Here is a 21833-nt window from a genome sequence, read left to right as displayed (position 1 = left end):
GATTCACAACACCAAGTGAAACAAACACCTAATTATTCTAAAGCGGATAATACAATTAATATTAATAATATTTATGCTTCACAAATTGTTGAAGAAATTCGACGTGAACGCGAACGAAAAGTGTTACAACGCAAAAAATTCAAAGAAGCACTTCAACAAAAACGTGAACAAGAAGATGTCAGCTCAATTCAAAAGGCTATTGATGAAATGTATGCTGAACAAGCCAAACAGTATGTAGAAGATCCAGTCTTCCAAGAAAATGGCTTTGAAAAAGAAAAAGAAGCCAGAGCTGCTGAAGACCAAGAAGGCGAAGAAACACAACAACCTACCTCAGAACACATACAAACAGAAACGTCTGAAGAAACATCAACACAACCACAAAACGACTTTGACTATGAAGAAGTAGATTTAAACCAAGTTCAAGACATGCATCAATTAGACGAACAAGACGTTAAAGTTGTGGAAGATGCTCCTGAAGAAACACAACAACTTGAATCAGAATCACCTCAATCTGAGACAGAAAATCTAACAGAGTCTCCTGAACCTTTACCAGAAGTTTCTGAAGCACAATATACTGAAATTGAAGATGAAGAAGAACCAGTTGAAAGTGAACAGGAAGAAGTACCAGAAGAACCTGTAAATGGAACTGAAGTGCATGAAAGTACTGAAACCGAACAGGAATCAGAACCAGTACAAGAAACAACAGAAGAATCTGAAGATGAACAGGATGAACCACAAGAAGATAATTCTACGGAGGTTCAAGAACCTGTGTTAGCACCAGATAGTAATACATCTAAATCAGAGGCAACGAAAACTGATGAAACTAAAGAAGAAGTCACAGAAGAAAAAGCAAAATCGAGCCTTGAACCTCAATTGAAACCAGATCAACCAAAATCTGATGATGCAGAAAAAGAAGAGTCAAAAACAGAAATAAAAGAGGAACAAGAAGAATCATTTGAACAAGAAGAAACTACTGAAAAAGTTTCTACACCTGACTCTAATAATGAAGAACAAGAAGAAAATAAAGCAGAGGCAGAAGAAGTTAAAACTGAACAACCGAAAATTTCTCGTCCAATTCGTAAAGGTGCTAAGCCGTTCAATGTGATGATGACACCATCAGACAAACGTCGTATGATGGATGCACAAAAACGTAAAGCTGCACAAACATCAAAAACACAAACAAATGATTCTGCGGTTTCTTCAGAGCCTGAACAAAGCGTGGCTTCACAAACGACTGAAGTTTCGACTCATGACGACAGTGAACCACAATCATCACAACATGAAAATCAAAATTCTGATCAACCAAAAGCTGAACAAGGACATATCACAACAAACGTACAGACAGCAAAAACGACACAATCTAATGCACAAGAGGAAGTTAAGCAACCTGTAACTGCACAAAAGGAACCTGTTCAAGCACATCACGAAGGTATTCGAAAAGGACCTAATTTAAAACTGCCAAGTCTAGGTTTATTAGATGAACCAGAAGTACATGAAGTTGACCAAGAGTGGATAGATGAGAAAAAAGAAGAGCTGAATGATGCATTTTATTACTTCAATGTACCTGCAGAGGTTAAGAATGTTACAGAAGGACCTAGTGTGACACGTTTTGAATTATCTGTTGAAAAAGGGGTAAAAGTTTCTAGAATCACTGCATTACATGATGATTTGAAAATGGCTTTAGCCGCCAAAGATATTCGAATTGAGGCACCGATTCCAGGTACAAGTTTAGTAGGTATAGAAGTACCAAATATATCGCCAACAAAAGTGAACTTAAAATCTATTATTGAGAGTCCTCAATTTAAGAATGCAGAATCTAAATTAACAGTTGCGATGGGTAATCGCATCAATAATGAACCGTTATTAATGGATATTGCGAAAACGCCACACGCACTGATAGCAGGGGCTACGGGTTCAGGTAAATCTGTTTGTATTAACAGCATATTACTTTCACTATTATATAAAAATCATCCAGAAGAGTTGAAACTCTTGCTGATTGATCCGAAAATGGTAGAGTTAGCACCATACAATGGTTTACCGCATTTAGTATCACCTGTGATCACAGATGTCAAAGCAGCAACACAAAGCTTGAAGTGGGCTGTTGATGAAATGGAAAGACGTTATAAATTATTTGCGCAATATCATGTGCGAAATATTACAGCTTTCAATAAAAAAGCTTCATACGAGCAACGTTTGCCTAAAATTGTCATTGTAATCGACGAGCTTGCAGACTTAATGATGATGGCACCGCAAGATGTAGAGCAATCTATTGCGAGAATTGCACAAAAAGCACGTGCATGCGGTATTCATATGCTTGTAGCAACACAACGTCCATCTGTAAACGTTATTACAGGATTAATCAAAGCGAATATTCCAACTCGTATCGCATTTATGGTATCATCTAGTGTGGATTCAAGAACTATATTAGATAGCGGCGGTGCAGAACGCTTACTTGGTTACGGTGATATGTTGTATCTAGGTAATGGTATGAATAAACCAATTCGCGTTCAAGGCAGCTTTGTGTCTGATGAAGAAATCGATGCAGTTGTCGATTTTATTAAGGCACAACGTGAACCGGAATATTTATTTGAAGAAAAAGAATTGTTAAAACAAACAAAAGCACAACCTAAAGATGAGTTGTTTGATGATGTATGTCGATTTATGGTTGCAGAGGGCAATATCTCAACATCACTCATTCAGCGTCATTTCCAAATTGGTTACAATAGAGCTGCACGAATTGTTGACCAACTTGAAGCGTTGGGTTATATTTCAGGTTCGAACGGTTCGAAACCAAGAGAAGTTTATTTGACTGCAGCTGAAATAAATGAGGAATAAGAAAGAAGGAGTTTAAGTATGACACACTATCATTTTGTCGGTATTAAAGGCTCTGGTATGAGTTCATTGGCGCAAATTATGCATGATTTAGGCCATGAAGTTCAGGGCTCCGACATCGACCAATATGTGTTTACAGAAGATGCATTAAGAAATAAAGGGGTTAAAATTTTGCCATTTAACCCAGACAATATTCAAAAAGGCATGGTTGTTATTCAAGGAAACGCCTTTTCAGATGAACATGAAGAAATTGTCCGCGCAAAAGAATTAGGATTAGAAATTATTGATTATCCTACATTCTTAGGCCATGTCATTGAGCAGTATACGTCTGTAGCTGTGACAGGTGCACACGGCAAAACATCTACAACAGGCCTTTTATCACATGTAATGAATGGAGATAAAAGAACTTCTTTCTTAATTGGTGATGGCACAGGTTTAGGTATTCCTCAAAGTGAATATTTTGCGTTTGAAGCATGTGAATATAGACGTCACTTTTTAAGTTATCATCCGGATTATGCGATTATGACGAACATCGACTTTGATCATCCTGATTATTTTAAAGATATTGATGACGTTACAAGTGCGTTCCAAGAAATGGCGCATAATGTCAAAAAAGCAATTATCGCATGGGGTAAAGATGACCATTTAAGAAAAATTAAAGCAGATGTTCCTGTTTATTACTATGGATTAGAAAAAGATGAAGATATTTATGCTGATAACCTTCAAATTACAGAACATGGTACATCGTTTGACGTGTACATTGACGGTAAATTCTTCGACCATTTCTTATCACCGCAATACGGGGATCATAATATTTTAAATACACTTGCGGTTATTATGGTTTGTCATTTAGAAGGTCTTGATGTAAAAAATATTAAAGAAGCGTTAGAAACATTCGGCGGAGTGAAACGTAGATTTAATGAAACAAAAGTACATAATCAAGTAATTGTTGACGATTATGCCCACCATCCGCGCGAAATTAATGCTACAATTGAGACAGCACGTAAAAAATACCCACATAAAGAGGTTATCGCTGTCTTTCAACCGCATACGTATTCTAGAACAAAAGCGTTCTTGAATGAGTTTGCTGAAAGCTTGAATAAAGCAGACCGTGTCTTCTTATGTGATATTTTCGGATCTATCCGTGAACATGAAGGCAGTTTGACAATTCAAGATTTAATTGATCGCATTCCAGGTGCGCAATTAATCGGTGAAAAAAATGTAAATATATTGAAATCATATGAAGATGCTGTGATTTTATTTATGGGTGCAGGGGATATTCAAAAAGTTGAACGTGCCTATTTAGACAATCACGGAGTAATTAATGAATTTTAATATGTTTATGTTAAAATATGTATGGGTATTAAGTAAAAATAAGACATAAGCAATTTAGGAGGCGTTTTTAATGGACTGGATTTTACCTATAGCAGGTCTAATTGCAGCTATAGCATTTTTAGTATTAGTAATCGGAATTGTAGTTGTTCTTTTATCTGTTAAGAAAAACTTAGACTACGTGGCTAAGACTCTTGATGGAATTGAAGGACAAATTCAAGGGATTACAAGAGAATCAACAGATTTACTTCATAAAGCAAACCGCTTAACTGAAGATATTCAAGATAAAGTGGACCGCTTAAATTCTGTAGTTGATGGAGTAAAAGGTATCGGTGACTCTATCCAAGATTTAGATGGATCAGTGGACCGAGTAACTAACTCAATTGCACATAATATTTCTCAAAACGAAGATAAAATTTCACAAGTCATCCAATGGTCAAACGTTGCGATGGAAATTGCTGATAAATGGCAATACAGAAAACAACGTAGAGAAAGTGCAAACTACAGAGGATAATGGTTAAATGCAGTTCTAATTGGAACTGTGTACCTCATCTGTAGGCTACATTATCAATTATAAGACGTACTAACTGCACTTAAATGAGGTTGAATCAACTTTGTTTAAGTGCTTTTACTTTATAGGAGGCAAATACATGAGAAAGAACGACGAAGCTAGATTAGAAATTTACGAAGTTGAAGCTATGTCTGATACTGTCCGTAAAGATTTCGTTTATGGGTTCATCGCAGGAATATTTATTGGTACAGCAGGTGGTTTTGTGATTAATCAAGTGAAAAAACGTAAACAACTTGAAAAGCAAAATCAACCAGCAGAAGCAAAGAAACCATCAGTGAAAGAAAAAGTGTCTGCACAGACAGATGCGCTTAAAGCAAATGCACAAAGTCAAATTCAAGATATTAAAGATAAAGCACAACAGCTTAAATCTGATGTAAAACAAAAATTCAACAATGATGAACAAGAAACAGATCCAAAAGCATTACGAGCGCAACGTGAAGCAATTCGTAATGAAGCAGCAGCACATGATTTAGCAAATGTTTCTCCGCAAGCTCAAGATGTTCAAACAGACAACAATCCTTTAAAATCTTCACAACCAGATACAGTGCCTTTCCATGAATTTACAGCAACAGGAAATGCATTAGCAGCGAAAGAAAAAGCTAAATTAATTGAAAATGATAATACAGTAGCAGCTAAAGTAGCTGAACTATTTGAAGCTAAACCAGTAAAATCAAGTGGTTTTAAAACAGTTCCAGTATTAGTTACAGTTGCAGCTGCAGCAACAGCAGCAGGAAGCAAAAAAGCTGCGGATGCTAAAGCAGCAAAACCTGCAGATGCTGAAAAACGTACAGCACAAACACATGAGAAAGCTTCATTCAATAAAGGTGTTATTACGCATGATAAAGCAACTGCTAATCATTCAGAAGCACACAAAACACCAGAAGCATCAGGTAAAGTAGAATCTAAGACTGTTAATGATACAAAAACAACGAAAACAGAAACAACTAAAACAACAAACACACCTAAGAAAAATGCATCAACAACTAAGCAAACAGCGAAAGCTACTTCACCGAAAGATGCGACAAAAACTACAAAAACAACAACACAAAAACCAGCAGCAAAAGGAAACAAAACAACGACACAAAAAACAACAACAAAGACAACAAAATCAGCTGCAAACAAATCAACAAAGAAACCTAGTGTAACACCAGCGAATAAGAAAACAACGAATAACACTACAAAGACACAACCAAAAGGTGAAACAACTACGAAGAAAATTGAAAAGAAAACATTCAATGACTAATTGTACCTAAAAGAAATCAACCTTATTCTTTTTGAGGTTGATTTTCTTTTTTACTTTTGGTTAAATCTAGTTAAGGAATTGTGAGAAAATTAATAATAATCGAAACAATTTGATTTATTTCGCTTTTCCTCTTGATTAATGATAAAGTTCTTGCTAGAATAACTGTTAAATTCAATATTTTTATCGCTTTAAAGCGTGATAAATTGGATGCAAAAATTACATAGAGGTGACCAAATAATGAATAAGTTAGAACAGTACAGAAATGAAATTCAAGACATTAATGAAAAGATTTTAGACTTACTAGTAGAACGTGGTAAGTTAGCACAGAAAATAGGGGATGAAAAGCGTAAACAAGGTACTAAGGTTTATGATCCTGAACGTGAAAAAGTAATGTTGAATGCTTTAATCGAAAAAAATAATGGTCCATTTAACGATAATGTAATTAAACAATTATTCAAAGAAATATTTAAAGCATCCACTGACTTACAAAAATCTGATCGTGAAAAACATTTAATTGTTTCAAGAAAATTAAAAGCAGAAGATACAATTGTACGCTTTGACAATGGTGGAGTTATTGGTGATGGCAACAAGTCATTCATTTTCGGTCCATGTTCAGTAGAATCACAAGAACAAGTCGATGCAGTTGCTCAAGACTTACAAAGTAAAGGATTAAAATTCATCCGTGGCGGTGCTTTCAAACCACGTACTTCTCCTTATGACTTCCAAGGTCTAGGATTAGAAGGATTGAAAATTCTTAAAAACGTTAAAGATAAATATAATTTAAATGTTGTAAGTGAAATCGTAACACCAGCTGATTTAGAATTGGCAGATGATTACCTAGATGTGTTCCAAATTGGTGCACGTAACATGCAAAACTTCGAATTATTAAAAGAAGCAGGACGTACAAACAAACCAATTTTATTAAAACGTGGTTTATCTGCGACAATTGAAGAGTTCATTTTCGCAGCAGAATATATCGCATCACAAGGTAACCAAAATATTATCTTATGTGAACGTGGTATCAGAACATACGAAAAAGCAACACGTAATACTTTAGATATCTCAGCAGTACCGATCCTTAAACAAGGTACACACTTACCAGTAATGGTAGACGTAACACATAGTACAGGAAGAAAAGATATTATGCTTCCAACAGCTAAAGCAGCTTTAGCAGTAGGTGCAGATGGTGTTATGGCAGAAGTACATCCTGATCCAGCTGTTGCATTAAGTGATAGCGGACAACAAATGGATATTGAACAATTCAACAAATTCTATGATGAACTAAAACCACTTGCTGATATGTACGATAGCAAGCAATTACGCTAATATATAGTTAATTGAAAGCCTTTTAAATTAAAGTATTCAAACCTTTGATTTAAAGGGCTTTTTTGTGTTTTGCAAAACATCATATGTGTGACAAAACAGTGACAGCAGAAAGTTTTGTTTTGAGATTGTGACAAATTATGGTACACTTTGAAAATGTTGTGAAAACTTACTATAATAGTGTTTGAAACGCTTTCAGAAAGGGTGATATTATGACCGTTACTATTTATGATGTTGCAAGAGAAGCGCGTGTTTCCATGGCAACTGTTTCTCGTGTGGTAAATGGCAACCAAAATGTCAAACCAGAAACTAGAGATAAAGTAAATGCAGTCATCAAAAAGCTTAACTACAGACCTAATGCTGTTGCACGAGGGTTAGCAAGTAAAAAAACAACAACAGTCGGGGTAATTATTCCAGATATCTCGAATGTATACTATTCTCAACTCGCAAGAGGGTTAGAAGATATTGCAACGATGTATAAATATCATTCAATTATTTCTAACTCTGACAATGATTTAGAAAAAGCTAAAGAAATTTTTAACAATCTGCTCAGCAAACAAGTAGATGGTATTATTTTCTTAGGCGGAACACTCGATGCAGAATTGGAAAGTTTAATTGAAAACTCTTCTGTACCTGTTGTAGTTTCAGGAACAAGTGATGATGATAATACAGTTGCTTCTGTAAATATCTACTATAAACAAGCTGCTGAAGAAGTGACTAATCATTTAATCAATTCTGGCGCAAAACGCTTTGCCTTTGTTGGCGGCAATAACTCTGAAAAAGCAGAAAACGATGTATTATCTAGTTTAAGAGATACACTAGCATCACATGGTTTATCTTTAGAAGATAATCTGACTTTCAGAGGTAAAGAAACATATCGCGATGGTATTAAAGCTTTTGAAGATATTAAAGCGTATCAACCAGATGCAATTTTATCTATCAGTGATGAACAAGCTATTGGTATTGTCCATGCGGCTGAAGATGCGAATATCAACATTCCATCTGATTTACAAATTGTAAGCTTTAATAATACACGTTTAGTTGAAATGGTACGTCCGCAACTATCAAGTGTCATTCAACCGCTTTATGACATCGGTGCAGTAGGTATGCGTTTACTTACTAAATATATGAATAATGAAACGATTGAAGATTCAACGGTCATTTTACCATATCGTATAGAGTATCGCGGTACAACAAAATAAGATGTATAAATTTAAAAGTCTGAAAGAAAGTCACATTACTTTCCTCCAGACTTTTTTATTTTCCTTCATTTAATCAGAACCAACTCGCAACCTGGTTCGCATGTTTTAAGTTCTTAGCAGTAATTTCTGCAGTACGTGGAATTTCCATATAATCTAGACGTTTATCCTCCCAAGTCGTTGGCAAATCAGTCGGCGCATAAGTTCGCCATTTTTCTACCCATTCTTTCGGTAAATCTCCATGTTGAATCGGCACATCCATCAAACTCAAGAAGACATGACTCCAAGCTCTTGGAACAACGCGCCAAATGTTATATCCACCGCCACCGAACATCATGACTTTCCCATCTGTATATTCATCTGCCAACGCTTTAATATAATAGGGAATAGCATAGAGTGAATCTAAAGTACAATTCATATGAGTAAGTGGATTGAGATAGTGAATATCAACACCATGTACACTTAAAATAATATCAGGTTTGAATGATTTAACAACAGGTGTGACAGTGCGTTTAAAACAATCAATATATGAATCATCTTCTGTATAAGGTTCAAGCGGAACATTGACAGAATAACTGAAACCTTGTTCTTTGCCGCGTTCTGTATAATGACCTGAACCTGGAAATAAAAATTTACCCGTTTCATGAATGGAATAATTCAGAATTTCATTTTGTGTATAGAAGCTCCATTGCACACCGTCCCCATGATGTGCATCTGTATCTATAATCATCACTTTCATGTTATAGCGTTCAGATAAGTATTTAGCGGTAATGGCGATATCATTGTAAATACAGAAGCCATTTGCGCGGCCTGGCAATGCATGATGTAATCCACCGCCTAAATGACACCCGTTTTTAACTTCTCCTTGTACAATCATATCAGCAAGTTTTAAAGCACCGTCTACAATACGTGCACTATGTTGATGCATATGTTTAAACTGTGATGTATCTTCGTTCGCAAAACCATATTTTTTGGATTCTACCTCACTTAAAATTCCACGAGAAGCGTGTTTAATCGCATTTACGTAGTCATAAGAATGTATAAGTGTTAATTCTTCATCTGTGGCGATTCTCGGTGTAATAATTTGACTTGAACTCAGTAATCCTGCATCGATTAACAGTTCAGTCGTCAATTTTAAGCGCATTTGATTAAAAGGATGTTCATTACTGAACCGATAGCGCATTAATTGATTTGAATAAACATACCCCGTTTGTTTTTTGTTTTGACTCATAAAATCTCCCCTTTAGTAGAAGAAGCGGTTCATAAAACGTATATCATCAAACGCCTCCATCTGGTCTAATGTGATACGTGCACCGATTCTTGCCATTAAACAGTTTGCTGGATGTCCTGTAATTTCAGGATCATCAGTTGCGAAAATCTCTAAACCCCCATGAGACATCAACTTTTGCATTAATTTTTTATATTCGTAGACATCTAATTTAGAGTTTTTCAAATCCCAGTGCCAATAATACTCAGTTGTTAACACAATATAATCTTCAAATTCATCTTCACTTAAGCTCGTTTTAATGAGTTCATTACCTAATCCTGTACCGCGATGCGGTAAGGCTATTTCAACGGCACCAAGCTCAATTAAATAGGGCAGGTTGCCTGTAGACCAACGTTCTAATGGATCAGGATAATGATAAGTGACATATCCGACAATGGTGTTTTCATGTCGTAAGACGTAAATACGACCTTCTGGTAATTCACTAATTTCTTGAATCGCTTCAAATTGTTCGATAGGTCTTCTAAATGCATCCAAACCATCATCGTAATCCATTTGTTCAAGTTGTTTACGTGGTACAGGACCTTCAATAACATAAGTTGTATCGTGACGTGTGTATGTTTGTTTTACATACGTTTTGACATGTTCCATCTTGCCACATCCTTTTTCATATTCTCCTAAGATGAGAGTGCTCAAATTTACTTTTTCACTAAAATGATATGTTTCCACGTATTAATTTAATTATAATGGTTTTAACATCAATTTACACACAAATCAGAATTATCGCAATTATTTTTGAAAATTTACTATGATTTTTGTATAATGGTTTTTGAAAGCGATTTCAAACAAAGGGGGCAATTCAAATGAAAGTTGATATTTATAAAGGGGGAGAAGGTAATTATAACCTTCAAAACTATGACGAAACGTATCAGAACTTTGATTGGAAAGACGTAGAAAAAGCTTTTTCATGGTATGAAACAGGAAAGATCAATATGGCATATGAATGTATTGATCGTCACGTAGATAATGGCCTTGGGGATAAAGTGGCCTTAAACTACAAAGATGCCAAACGTAAAGAAAGTTATACTTATAAAGAAATGCAGCAATTATCGAATAAAGCCGCAAACGTACTAAAAGATAAAGCACAAGTAGAAAAAGGGGATCGTGTCTTTATCTTTATGCCAAGAACACCAGAGTTATACTTTGCGTTCTTCGGTATTTTAAAAATTGGTGCAATTGTCGGACCATTATTTGAAGCGTTTATGGAAAAAGCAGTTGCTGACCGTTTAGATAATAGTGATGCGAAAGTAATTGTAACAACGAAAGATTTAGTAGATCGAATTCCAAAAGACGACTTACCAAACTTAGAGAAAATTGTCATCGTCGATAATGATGGGGTAGACGATGAATACGTAGATTTTCAACAAGAAATGGAAGATGCTAGCGATTCATTTGATATCGAATGGTTAGATCGTGAAGACGGTTTGATTTTACATTATACTTCTGGCTCTACAGGACAACCTAAAGGTGTGTTACATGTTCAAGATGCCATGATTGTACACTATATTTCAGGTAAATATGTTCTTGATTTACAAGAAGACGATATTTATTGGTGTACAGCAGACCCAGGTTGGGTAACTGGTACTTCATACGGTATTTTCGCACCTTGGCTAAACGGTGTGACAAACTGTATTGCTGGGGGACGTTTCTCTCCTGAAGCATGGTATGGCATGATTGAAGAATTTAAAGTCACAATTTGGTATACAGCACCGACAGCGTTACGTATGTTAATGAGTGCAGGAGACGACGTTGTGAAGAAATACGATTTATCATCATTAAGAGAAGTGTATTCTGTAGGTGAACCATTAAACCCAGAAGTAATTAAATGGGCAAAAGAAGTATTAGAACACACTGTTTTAGATACTTGGTGGATGACAGAAACAGGCGGTCATATGATTGTCAACTATCCTTCTATGGATGTAAAACTAGGTTCTATGGGTAAACCATTACCTGGTATTGAAGCGGCTATTGTGGATGACCAAGGTAATGAGTTACCACCGAATCGAATGGGTAACTTAGCCATTAAAAAAGGCTGGCCATCCATGATGCGTAAAATTTGGAAAAACCAAGAAAAGTATGATTCATACTTTATTGGTGATTGGTATGTATCAGGAGATTCAGCATATCAAGATGAAGATGGATACTTCTGGTTCCAAGGTCGTGTTGATGATGTGATTATGACTGCTGGTGAACGTGTCGGACCATTCGAAGTGGAATCTAAATTAGTGGAACATCCTGCAGTCGCAGAAGCAGGTGTTATTGGTAAACCAGACCCAGTACGTGGTGAAATTATTAAAGCATTCGTTGCTTTAAATCATGGCTATGAACCAGATGATGAATTGAAAGAAGATATCAGAACATTCGTCAAACACGGTTTATCTGCGCACGCTGCACCAAGAGAAATTGAATTCAAAGATAAATTACCGAAAACACGTTCAGGTAAAATTATGAGACGTGTATTAAAAGCTTGGGAACTTGATCTTCCTGAAGGTGATTTAAGTACAATGGAAGACTAATTGTATATAAAAAACTAACAATAAAATAGGTTGATCATATGAGCGATATCAAAATAAAATCAATGTTTTGGTATCGCTTTCATTATTGCAAAATAAAGGTTTTACATAAAATTTTATCATCTATTTTTGTAATATTACCATAAAAGTAAGAATACTTAAAAATTAATGATGAATATGTTCGACAATAAATGTATATTTCGATATGATGAATGATGTAAAAGGTTTTAAAAACAGTTGAAGCAAGTCTCTATTTACTGCATTTATCTAAACGTATTTTAAAAGCGTTGAGGGCATAAAAGTACGTGGTAAATAAAGTGAACGGATGGTTGCTGAGACTGTAATTCAATTACTAAATAAGGGGCTGAATGAATTGAGTCATTTATCAGATTTGGATATCGCGAATCAAGCTACATTACAACCAATTAAAGACATTGCAGAAAAGATTGGTATTTCGGAAGATGCTTTAGAACCATATGGTCACTATAAAGCTAAAATTGACATTAACCAATTAAAAGACAATGGGGACAAAGGGAAAGTTGTTCTTGTTACTGCAATGAGTCCAACACCAGCTGGTGAAGGTAAATCAACTGTAACTGTTGGTTTAGCAGATGCCTTCCATGAATTAGGAGATAATGTCATTATGGCATTACGTGAGCCAGCATTAGGTCCAGTATTCGGTATTAAAGGTGGCGCAACTGGCGGCGGTTACGCACAAGTATTACCAATGGAAGATATCAACTTACACTTCAACGGTGACTTCCATGCGATTACAACAGCAAACAACGCGTTATCAGCATTTATTGATAACCACATCCATCAAGGTAATGCGTTAGGCATTGACCAACGTCGTATCGAATGGAAACGTGTGTTAGACATGAACGACCGTGCGTTAAGACAAGTTGTTGTAGGTCTTGGTGGACCAACACAAGGTGTTCCGCGTGAAGATGGATTCAACATCACAGTAGCATCTGAAATTATGGCGATTCTTTGCCTAAGCACTGGCTTGAAAGACTTAAAAGAAAGTATCGCTAACATTACAGTTGCATATACACGTGATCGCAAACCAGTTACGGTTGCTGATTTAGAAGTTGAAGGAGCAATTGCGATGATTCTTAAAGACGCAATCAAAACTAACTTAGTGCAATCAATCGAAGGTACACCAGCATTAATTCACGGTGGGCCATTCGCAAATATTGCACATGGTTGTAACTCAATTCTTGCAACTGAAACAGCACGTAAACTAGCTGATGTTGTGGTGACTGAAGCTGGATTCGGTTCAGACTTAGGTGCTGAAAAATTCATGAACATCAAATCACGTAAAGCAGGATTCGAACCAAGTGCTGCTGTAGTTGTTGCGACAATCCGTGCATTGAAAATGCATGGCGGCGTAGCAAAAGATGACTTGAAAGAAGAAAATGTTCAAGCAGTTAAAGACGGTTTAGAAAACTTAGCACGTCATATCAAAAACATCCGTTCATTCGGTGTAGAACCAGTCGTAGCATTAAATGCATTCGTAGCAGATACAGATGCTGAAACTAAAGTAGTTGAAGACTGGGCAAAAGAAAACAATGTACGTATTGCCTTAACTGAAGTTTGGGAAAAAGGCGGCAAAGGCGGCATTGAATTAGCTGAACAAGTGAAAGAAGTATTAAATGAAAAACATGATTTCAAAAATACTTATGAACTTGATGAACCAATTGAACAAAAAATCGAAAAAATTGTTAAAAACATCTACGGCGGTAAAAAAGTAACATTTACAAGCAAAGCACAAAAACAATTGAAACAAATTAAAGAAAACGGTTGGGATAATTACCCAGTATGTATGGCTAAAACACAATATTCATTCTCAGATGACAAAGATTTATTAGGTGCGCCTGATGATTTCGAAATCACAATCAGAGAATTACAAGCTAAAACAGGTGCTGGCTTTATCGTTGCTTTAACAGGTGCGATTATGACAATGCCTGGCTTACCTAAGAAACCAGCTGCATTAAATATGGACGTTACAGAAGACGGCCATGCGAAAGGTTTATTCTAATTTAAGCTATAACTAAAACAGGCCCTGAAGTGTGAGTATATTACTCATGACTTCAGGGTCTTTTTGTCATTAAATGTGCTTCTATATTATATTTTTCTGCTTTTTCATACGTAGATTCAGAAATCAATCCTTCTACTCTCATACGCCATAGTACATAATGTTGGCGCTGTAAGCCGATTTCGAGTTCATCTTTAGGTTTAAGTGTGCCGTCTGCTTCATAAGGTGTGTAATAATAAGGACTTTGAACTAATCCGACAAGATAAGCCGCTTCCGGCAAATTCACATCACTTGGCGGTTTCCCGAATAAACTAAATGAAGCGGATCCAATACCTGTAATGTTGTCGCCATTATAATCACGTCCAAAAGGAACGATGTTCAAATACGTATATAAGATTTCTTCTTTAGTCATAATCCGTTCAAGTTTGAGTGCCAATACAATTTCATTTGCTTTACGGTTATAGGTCTTATCATTATTCAACACCTGATTCTTAATCACTTGTTGGGTAATGGTACTACCGCCTGAAGAGACCTCTGTTTCAAATATATCTTGATAAATAGCTCTCAGTAATGCCTTAGGTAAGATTCCATCATGTTTATAATACAGTGAATCTTCAGAAGCAATTAAAGCTTTAGGTATTAAAGCATTCACGCTTTTCGGTCCAACTAACAATGGGTTTTGTGATTCATCATATTGTGATAAGAAATCTTTTTTAGCATAATTGACTTGTTCATCACCAGGTACATTCAGTACAGCCTCACGTAATTCTGTATCTGTAATATTTTCTGACTGCGCTGTCATACTCATAAAGAAACCGACTAATAAACCGGTTGCTAAACTCAAAGTCAGCAAAATAATGATGAACAGCCAAACAAAAGAATATTTAATCCGCTTATACCATAGTTCAAAGATACGAAGCGGGGTAGAAGCTAAGGGTGCATTAAGTTTGAATGGTTTCATGTTTCGCCTCCGTTAATTAAACATAGTATAGCATAATTGAATTCAAGTTGACTTTTAAAAAACAGTTGATTATAATGAATACAAATTAATATGTTTTGGATAAGGAAAAGTAACTCATTTGATTGTTTTCAGAGAACTGGTGGATGCTGCGAACCAGTAACAACAAATCAGTGAATACACCTGTTGCCTTAATAAAAAGTATCCAACGTTTGACTTAATGAACGTATCATTAATGAAAGTAACCTTTTTAAGTATGGTGGTACCGTGCAATAGATGCGCCCTTACAGAATTTTTCTGTAAGGGTTTTTTTATTTTCCAAATTTCTAAAACACAGCAAACACAAAATATGAGGAGGAATATGATATGACAAATGAATTATTACAAGACTTAGAGTGGCGTGGCCTAGTTTATCAACAAACAGATGCTGAAGGTTTAAAAGCATTATTAGATAAAGAGCAAGTGACATTATACTGTGGTGTGGACCCAACTGCTGACAGTATGCATATCGGTCATTTATTACCATTATTAACTTTACGTCGTTTCCAAGAATACGGTCATAAACCGATTGTATTAATCGGCGGCGGTACAGGTATGATTGGAGACCCATCAGGCAGAACGGACGAACGTGTTTTACAAACAGAATCACAAGTTGAAGATAACGTACGTGGTATCGGTGCACAAATGGATAAAATCTTTAATTTCTCTGGTGAAGGTGCAGCACAACTTGTTAACAATAAAGATTGGTTAAGCCAAATTTCATTAATTGATTTCTTACGTGATTACGGTAAACATGTAGGCGTGAATTACATGTTAGGTAAAGACTCAGTACAATCACGTTTAGAAAAAGGTATTTCTTACACTGAATTCACATACATGATTTTACAAGCAATTGATTTCGGTCATTTAAACCGTGAATTTAACTGTAAAGTTCAAATCGGCGGCTCTGACCAATGGGGTAATATCACAAGTGGTATCGAATTAATGCGCCGTATGTACGGTCAAACAGAAGCGTTTGGTTTCACAATTCCATTAGTTACAAAAGCAGATGGTAAGAAATTCGGTAAATCCGAATCAGGTACAGTTTGGTTAGATGCTGAAAAAACAAGCCCATACGAACTTTACCAATTCTGGATCAATACATCTGACGAAGATGTTATCAAGTTCTTAAAATACTTTACGTTCTTAGATAAAGCAGAAATTGAACAATTAGAAGCATCTAAAAATGAAGCACCTCATAAACGTGAAGCGCAAAAAGCACTTGCTGAAAATGTTGTAAGCTTTATTCATGGTCAAGCTGCCTTAGATGATGCGATTCGTATTTCAGAAGCATTATTCAGCGGTAATTTAAAAGCTTTAAGCAGTCAAGAATTACGTGAAGGCTTTAAAGATGTACCACAAGCTGCAGTCGACCATGATACAACAAATATTGTTGATTTCATTGTAGAAGCGGGTATTTCTTCTTCTAAACGCCAAGCACGTGAAGATGTATCAAACGGTGCGATTTACATTAATGGTGAACGTCAACAGGATTTAAAATATGAAATTACTGACGAAGATAAAATTGATAATGAATTTACAATAGTACGTCGCGGTAAAAAGAAATACTTCATGGTGAAATACCAATAATATTATTATTTCAGAAATGAATATAAACAAATAAAACGCTTGAAGAGGAATGTCCTGCTTCAAGCGTTTTAATATATGTTCAAACGATTATTTTTTACCTAGACGTACATCTAGATCTTGTTTCTTGCCATCACGGATAACTTTAACTTTCAATGTATCGTCAGGCTTTTTATTTTCATATAAGTAAGATCTTAAATCACTATCATCTTTAATTGCTTTACCATCTGCTTCGATGATAATGTCTCCTTCTTTAAGTTCGCTGCTGCCTGAAGCTTTCGCCACATAGACACCATCATTACGATCAGTATCTAATTCACGTTTATAACGTTCAGGAATGTCGCTCATGTTGATTGTACCGATACCAATAGAAGGGCGTTCGACTTTACCATGTTTTACAAGTTGTTCGATTGTAATTTTCACTTCATTACTTGGAATCGCAAATCCGATACCTTCAACTTGTGCCATAGAAATTTTCATAGAGTTGATGCCGACAAGATCGCCATCTAAATTGACTAAAGCACCGCCTGAGTTACCAGGGTTGATTGCTGCATCGGTTTGTAGCACTGACACTTTATTATTACCGGCAGATGTTTGTGTTTCAATCGTACGTTCATTTGCAGAAATGATACCTGATGTCACAGTATTCGCAAATTCTAATCCTAATGGGTTACCAATCGCAAAAACGCTGTCTCCTGTTTTAACTTTTGATGAGTTTGCGAATTGGATAGCTTTAGTGCCCGGTGCATTTTCGATTTTTAATACCGCGATATCAGTTAATGCATCTTTGCCGACTAATTTAGCATCGACTTTTTTTGTATCATGTAATTGAACTTTGATTTCACTTGCACCATCCACCACATGATTGTTAGTAACGATATACGCACTGTCACCGGATTTTTGATAAATTACACCAGAACCGATACCCGCTTCTTGTGATTTACCAGCAGAGCCATTGAAGAAATCTTCTAAGCTTTGTGCTTTCTGCATATTGATTACACCAACAATAGAAGGTGAGACATCATTGATCATTTGATTAACAGATTTATACTTTGAACTTTTACCGTCTAAGACATTGCCGCCTTTACTATTTGAGGCTTCTTGTACAGTCGCACCGTCATTTGATGAATTCATCAATTTTGTGGCACCGAAGACAATTAAAGCGCCGACGATTCCCGAAAGTAAAGCGATGAGAATCACACGTAACCATGGGAACGAACGCTTAGGCGGTTGATAATTTTCGTTATAGTATTCAGTCATTGAATTCCTCCCAATATGTTTCTTTTTATTATTATCATATGTTTAGTACATAATTTCTACTATTTTGCTATGACAAACTTTATAAGATGATGACAGAATCAATAGAAGCTTGAAATAGGCTTGTTGCCAAGGGGCGGAAGTGATAGAATTTGTATAGTTAAATAAACAATTTAGTAGGTGACAGAATGTATAAATTTATCAGCAGTATTTTATATTGGATTATTGTCAAACTAAGTAAATCGCTTAAAGTTTATGGACGAGAAAATGTACCGCAACTAAATCGTTATGTGGTCACTTGCAACCATGAAAGTTATAACGAAGTGATTATGCTTGGTATGGCACTTTACCCAAATCAAATCCATTATATGGCTAAGAAAGAGTTATTTTATAACCCGGCTTTCGGCAACTTCTTAAAATCATTAAATGCTTTTCCAGTGGATCGTGAAAATCCGGGACCAAGTACTATTAAAACACCTGTGAATTTATTGAAGAAAAATAAAACAATCGGTATGTTCCCAGCAGGACATCGTACTTCTGAAGAAACACCATTAAAACGTGGTGCAGCTACGATTGCTATGATGGCAAAAGTACCTATTGTACCTGCAGCTTATGAAGGTCCAGATAAAATTATTGGTCTAGTAACAGGCAAAGCTAAAATTATTTTCGGTGAACCGATTGATACGAACGCTTTACCAGACCATTTAAAAAAACGTCATGAAAAAGTGGACTATATTACACAAGAATTAACTAAACGTACAAGAGCCTTACAACAAGAATTAAAACAGTTACCTAAATAATAACATGACATCAAAGTCAGATGATGGTAGAGAACGCAGCTCCTTCACCGCATCTGACTTTATTTTTATGTGTTTTCAATCATTTTATATAGAGAGAGAAGGATGAACAATGTATAACTTTTTACAACGTCTTGGACGCTCATTAATGCTTCCCGTTGCCGTCTTACCAGCAGCAGCTATTATTATTGGTATTGGAAATTTATTAAAGGCTTTAGAGGTTACACCAACTTTAGCTGAATTTATTTTCCAAAGCGGTATCGCAGTTTTAGAACAACTCGGCTTACTTTTCGCGATTGGTGTGGCACTAGGTATGGCCAAAAAGAACGATGGTTCTGTGGCACTTGCGGCAGTTGTTGGTTACTTTGTTGTGACGTCAGTATTAAAAACAGAAACTTTAGCAAAAATTTTAAGTGTAAAAGAAGATAGCTTAAACATCGGTTTTACCGCTATGAATAACCAAAATGTATTTATCGGCTTAATTATCGGTTTAATTGCGGCATTTTGTTACAACAAATTCAGTGGGACCGAATTACCGACTGCTTTGTCATTCTTTAGTGGTAAGCGTTTAGTACCTATTATGACAGCATTCTTATCGGTTATTTTGACGATTATTTTATTATTTGTATGGCCATTCGTGTATAGTGGTATTATTTCATTTGGTAAATGGATTATGGATTTCGGCGCATTCGGTGCATTCCTGTACGGATTTTTCAACCGTTTATTAATTCCAACTGGATTACACCACGCATTAAATTCAGTATTCTGGTTTGATTTAGCAGGTATTAATGATATTGCGAAATTCCAAACAGGAGAAGGTGCGGTTAAAGGTATCACAGGCAGATATATGGCTGGATTCTTCCCAGTGATGATGTTTGGTGTGCCAGCAGCTGCTCTTGCTATGTATCAAACAGCGGATTCTAAACAAAAGAAACGTGTTGCTGGTTTAATGCTCGCTGGTTCGATTTCAGCCTTCTTTGTAGGTGTAACTGAACCGATCGAATTCGCATTTATGTTTGCAGCTCCAGTATTATTTGTAATTCATGCATTGTTAACAGGTTTTTCTTTATTCATCGCTGCACTTTTCCATTGGACTGCAGGTTTCTCATTTAGTGCAGGACTGATTGACTTCTTATTATCATTAATCAATCCGGTTTCTAATCATCCATGGATGTTGATGGTACAGGGTGTTGTCTTCTTTGTAATTTATTATGTAGTGTTCAGAGTGGCTATTTCAGTCTTTAATTTAAATACTCCTGGTCGTGGAGATGAAAAGATTGCTGACCCTGTGGATGAAGAAGGTGTTTCAAGTGAGACGGGCAAAGGTGGCAAATATAGCGCAATGTCTACACAAATTATTTCTGGATTAGGTGGTAAAGAAAATATTACTTCACTAACGAACTGTGCTACACGTTTACGTTTAGAAGTAGCAAATATTGATCAAATCGATAAAGCGCAAATTAAACAATCCGGTGCTGCGGGTGTAACAACAAGCGGCCAACATAATGTTCAAGTCATTATCGGTACACAGGTTCAACAAGTCGCAGATGAAGTAGAAAGACAATTAGAATCAGAATAAAGTCATAAGAACGGAGACGCTTTAAGAAGAGTTGTCTCCGTTCTATTGCTTATTTATGTATAACTTTGTATAATATTAATTATTCTGAATTTTCCGAAGTAGGTGGAGAAATGAAAGCAGTATTATTTGATGTTGATGGTGTATTTTTAAGTGAAGAAAGATGTTTTGATGTTTCAGCATTAACGGTATACGAAATGCTGATGAGTCAGCACTTTTTAAAATTAATGCCGACTGTGACATTTAATTCTATTAATGACAGCGAAATCAACTTGATTCGCCAAGTTGTTTTTGATCAAGATAACATTTTAAATGCGATGAAATCTCGTGGTTTGAACTCCAACTGGGATATGTTGTTTATTGTGTTATCCATTCATTTGATAGATTTACTCAAAACGTTATCGAAAGAGGACAGGGAAGCCTTTTTAACAGCACATCCTTTTACAGATGTGACCATTCAAGAAGTAGGAGACTTGGTCGGTCGTCAACAAGTTGACTTTATGAAGCCGCTTTACTTTATCGAAAACGCAGAATCAGGTAAAACAAAAATTTACCGTGATTTACGCAACTATGCGGCAGAACAACTTGATACAAAACATACTGAGTTATTTGAAATCCGCAGTCCCTTATGGGAAATTGCACAAGAAGTATTCCAAGAATGGTATTTGGGTCATCGTTTATATCGAAAAGTTGAAGAAAAAATACCGAGAAGCGATTTTAAAACAGGTTATATTTATCATGAAGAAGAATTGGCTGAAGCGGATCAACTCAAAACATTATTAAGTGACTTAAAAGCAGCTGGCTATACGCTCGCAGTTGCGACAGGTCGACCAAGAACGGAAACGTTAGTGCCATTTGAAGATAAAGGCTTTTTAAAATACTTTGATGAGTCACACATTGTATCAGCGAGTGAAGTGTTAAAGGCAGAAGAAATGTTCCCTGAACTTAAACCATTAGGTAAACCGAACCCGTTTTGTTATGTTGCCGCATATAACGGTAATAATGAAGCGGATTATCAAAATTACGCCGAACAACAAGAACAGGTATTTGCTGGAGAAGAGATATACATAGTCGGTGACTCTCTTGCAGATTTATTCAGTGCACAAAAGACAGGTGCAACGTTTATCGGTACTTTAACCGGTTTAAAAGGTAAAAAAGCGAAAGAAGAATTAGAATCATATCACGCAGATTATATTGTGGATAATGTATTAGATATTCGTTCAATTTTATTGTAATGAAAAACCGGCAAACTTGGATATTATTTCCAGTTTGCCGGTATTTTT

Annotated in this window: 16 protein-coding genes; 12 read left to right on the top strand and 4 right to left on the bottom strand. The window is 35.9% G+C overall.

Annotated elements, in window-relative coordinates; genetic code table 11:
- The 6 genes from CD112_RS06490 to ccpA all read left to right on the top strand — a co-directional run.
- Positions 1-2835 (top strand): DNA translocase FtsK (locus tag CD112_RS06490; RefSeq protein WP_258026692.1); only part of this gene is annotated, 2835 nt, incomplete at its 5' end.
- 18 nt (positions 2836-2853) lie between these two features.
- Complete coding sequence (gene murC, locus CD112_RS06485; protein ID WP_002481214.1) at positions 2854-4167, top strand: UDP-N-acetylmuramate--L-alanine ligase; 1314 nt, start codon at positions 2854-2856, stop codon at positions 4165-4167.
- Between the two features lie 70 nt (positions 4168-4237).
- On the top strand, positions 4238-4678 hold the full coding sequence (locus CD112_RS06480) for a DUF948 domain-containing protein (RefSeq protein ID WP_002481213.1): 441 nt from the start codon (positions 4238-4240) through the stop codon (positions 4676-4678).
- 136 nt (positions 4679-4814) lie between these two features.
- Positions 4815-5978 (top strand): hypothetical protein, encoded by a 1164-nt coding sequence (locus CD112_RS06475; RefSeq protein WP_070626259.1) that lies wholly within the window; start codon positions 4815-4817, stop codon positions 5976-5978.
- A 234-nt stretch (positions 5979-6212) separates the two neighbouring features.
- Positions 6213-7304, top strand: coding sequence for a bifunctional 3-deoxy-7-phosphoheptulonate synthase/chorismate mutase (locus CD112_RS06470; RefSeq protein WP_031262773.1), 1092 nt, complete (start codon positions 6213-6215; stop codon positions 7302-7304).
- 209 nt (positions 7305-7513) lie between these two features.
- On the top strand, positions 7514-8503 hold the full coding sequence (gene ccpA / locus CD112_RS06465; protein ID WP_103364043.1) for a catabolite control protein A: 990 nt from the start codon (positions 7514-7516) through the stop codon (positions 8501-8503).
- Between the two features lie 73 nt (positions 8504-8576).
- Here the strand turns inward: ccpA and CD112_RS06460 are convergent, their stop codons facing one another.
- Together CD112_RS06460 and CD112_RS06455 are read right to left on the bottom strand one after the other, a co-directional pair.
- The gene (locus CD112_RS06460; protein WP_103364042.1) at positions 8577-9731 is read right to left on the bottom strand and encodes an acetoin utilization protein AcuC; all 1155 of its coding nucleotides are present in this window, start codon (positions 9729-9731) and stop codon (positions 8577-8579) included.
- Positions 9732-9743: 12 nt separating this feature from the next.
- Entirely contained in the window at positions 9744-10376 is a 633-nt protein-coding gene (locus CD112_RS06455; RefSeq protein WP_002481208.1) for a GNAT family N-acetyltransferase, read from the bottom strand.
- Between the two features lie 212 nt (positions 10377-10588).
- On the opposite strand from CD112_RS06455, the gene acsA reads away from it, so the two are divergent.
- Together acsA and CD112_RS06445 are read left to right on the top strand one after the other, a co-directional pair.
- Entirely contained in the window at positions 10589-12301 is a 1713-nt protein-coding gene (gene acsA, locus CD112_RS06450; RefSeq protein ID WP_002481207.1) for an acetate--CoA ligase, read from the top strand.
- A 370-nt stretch (positions 12302-12671) separates the two neighbouring features.
- Positions 12672-14339: a formate--tetrahydrofolate ligase gene (locus tag CD112_RS06445; RefSeq protein ID WP_103364041.1), complete on the top strand. Its 1668-nt coding sequence runs from the start codon at positions 12672-12674 to the stop codon at positions 14337-14339.
- A 52-nt stretch (positions 14340-14391) separates the two neighbouring features.
- Here CD112_RS06445 and CD112_RS06440 read toward each other — a convergent pair whose 3' ends face one another.
- On the bottom strand, positions 14392-15297 hold the full coding sequence (locus CD112_RS06440) for a biosynthetic peptidoglycan transglycosylase (RefSeq protein ID WP_103364040.1): 906 nt from the start codon (positions 15295-15297) through the stop codon (positions 14392-14394).
- A gap of 363 nt (positions 15298-15660) precedes the next feature.
- On the opposite strand from CD112_RS06440, the gene tyrS reads away from it, so the two are divergent.
- Positions 15661-16923 (top strand): tyrosine--tRNA ligase, encoded by a 1263-nt coding sequence (gene tyrS, locus CD112_RS06435; RefSeq protein ID WP_002481204.1) that lies wholly within the window; start codon positions 15661-15663, stop codon positions 16921-16923.
- 87 nt (positions 16924-17010) lie between these two features.
- Here tyrS and CD112_RS06430 read toward each other — a convergent pair whose 3' ends face one another.
- A complete protein-coding gene (locus CD112_RS06430) occupies positions 17011-18180 on the bottom strand; it encodes a S1C family serine protease (protein ID WP_002481203.1) in 1170 nt (389 codons plus the stop codon).
- A 185-nt stretch (positions 18181-18365) separates the two neighbouring features.
- On the opposite strand from CD112_RS06430, the gene CD112_RS06425 reads away from it, so the two are divergent.
- From CD112_RS06425 to CD112_RS06415, 3 genes are all read left to right on the top strand, one after another.
- On the top strand, positions 18366-18977 hold the full coding sequence (locus CD112_RS06425; protein WP_002481202.1) for a lysophospholipid acyltransferase family protein: 612 nt from the start codon (positions 18366-18368) through the stop codon (positions 18975-18977).
- A 109-nt stretch (positions 18978-19086) separates the two neighbouring features.
- A complete protein-coding gene (gene nagE, locus CD112_RS06420; protein WP_103364039.1) occupies positions 19087-20553 on the top strand; it encodes an N-acetylglucosamine-specific PTS transporter subunit IIBC in 1467 nt (488 codons plus the stop codon).
- A 110-nt stretch (positions 20554-20663) separates the two neighbouring features.
- Entirely contained in the window at positions 20664-21785 is a 1122-nt protein-coding gene (locus CD112_RS06415; RefSeq protein ID WP_023015978.1) for an HAD family hydrolase, read from the top strand.
- Positions 21786-21833 lie beyond the last annotated feature (48 nt).

The organism is Staphylococcus simulans (genome assembly GCF_002902285.1).
Classification (GTDB): Bacteria; Bacillota; Bacilli; order Staphylococcales; family Staphylococcaceae; genus Staphylococcus; species Staphylococcus simulans.
Note: the sequence above shows the minus strand (reverse complement) of the source record. Positions and strands in the feature narration are given on the sequence as shown.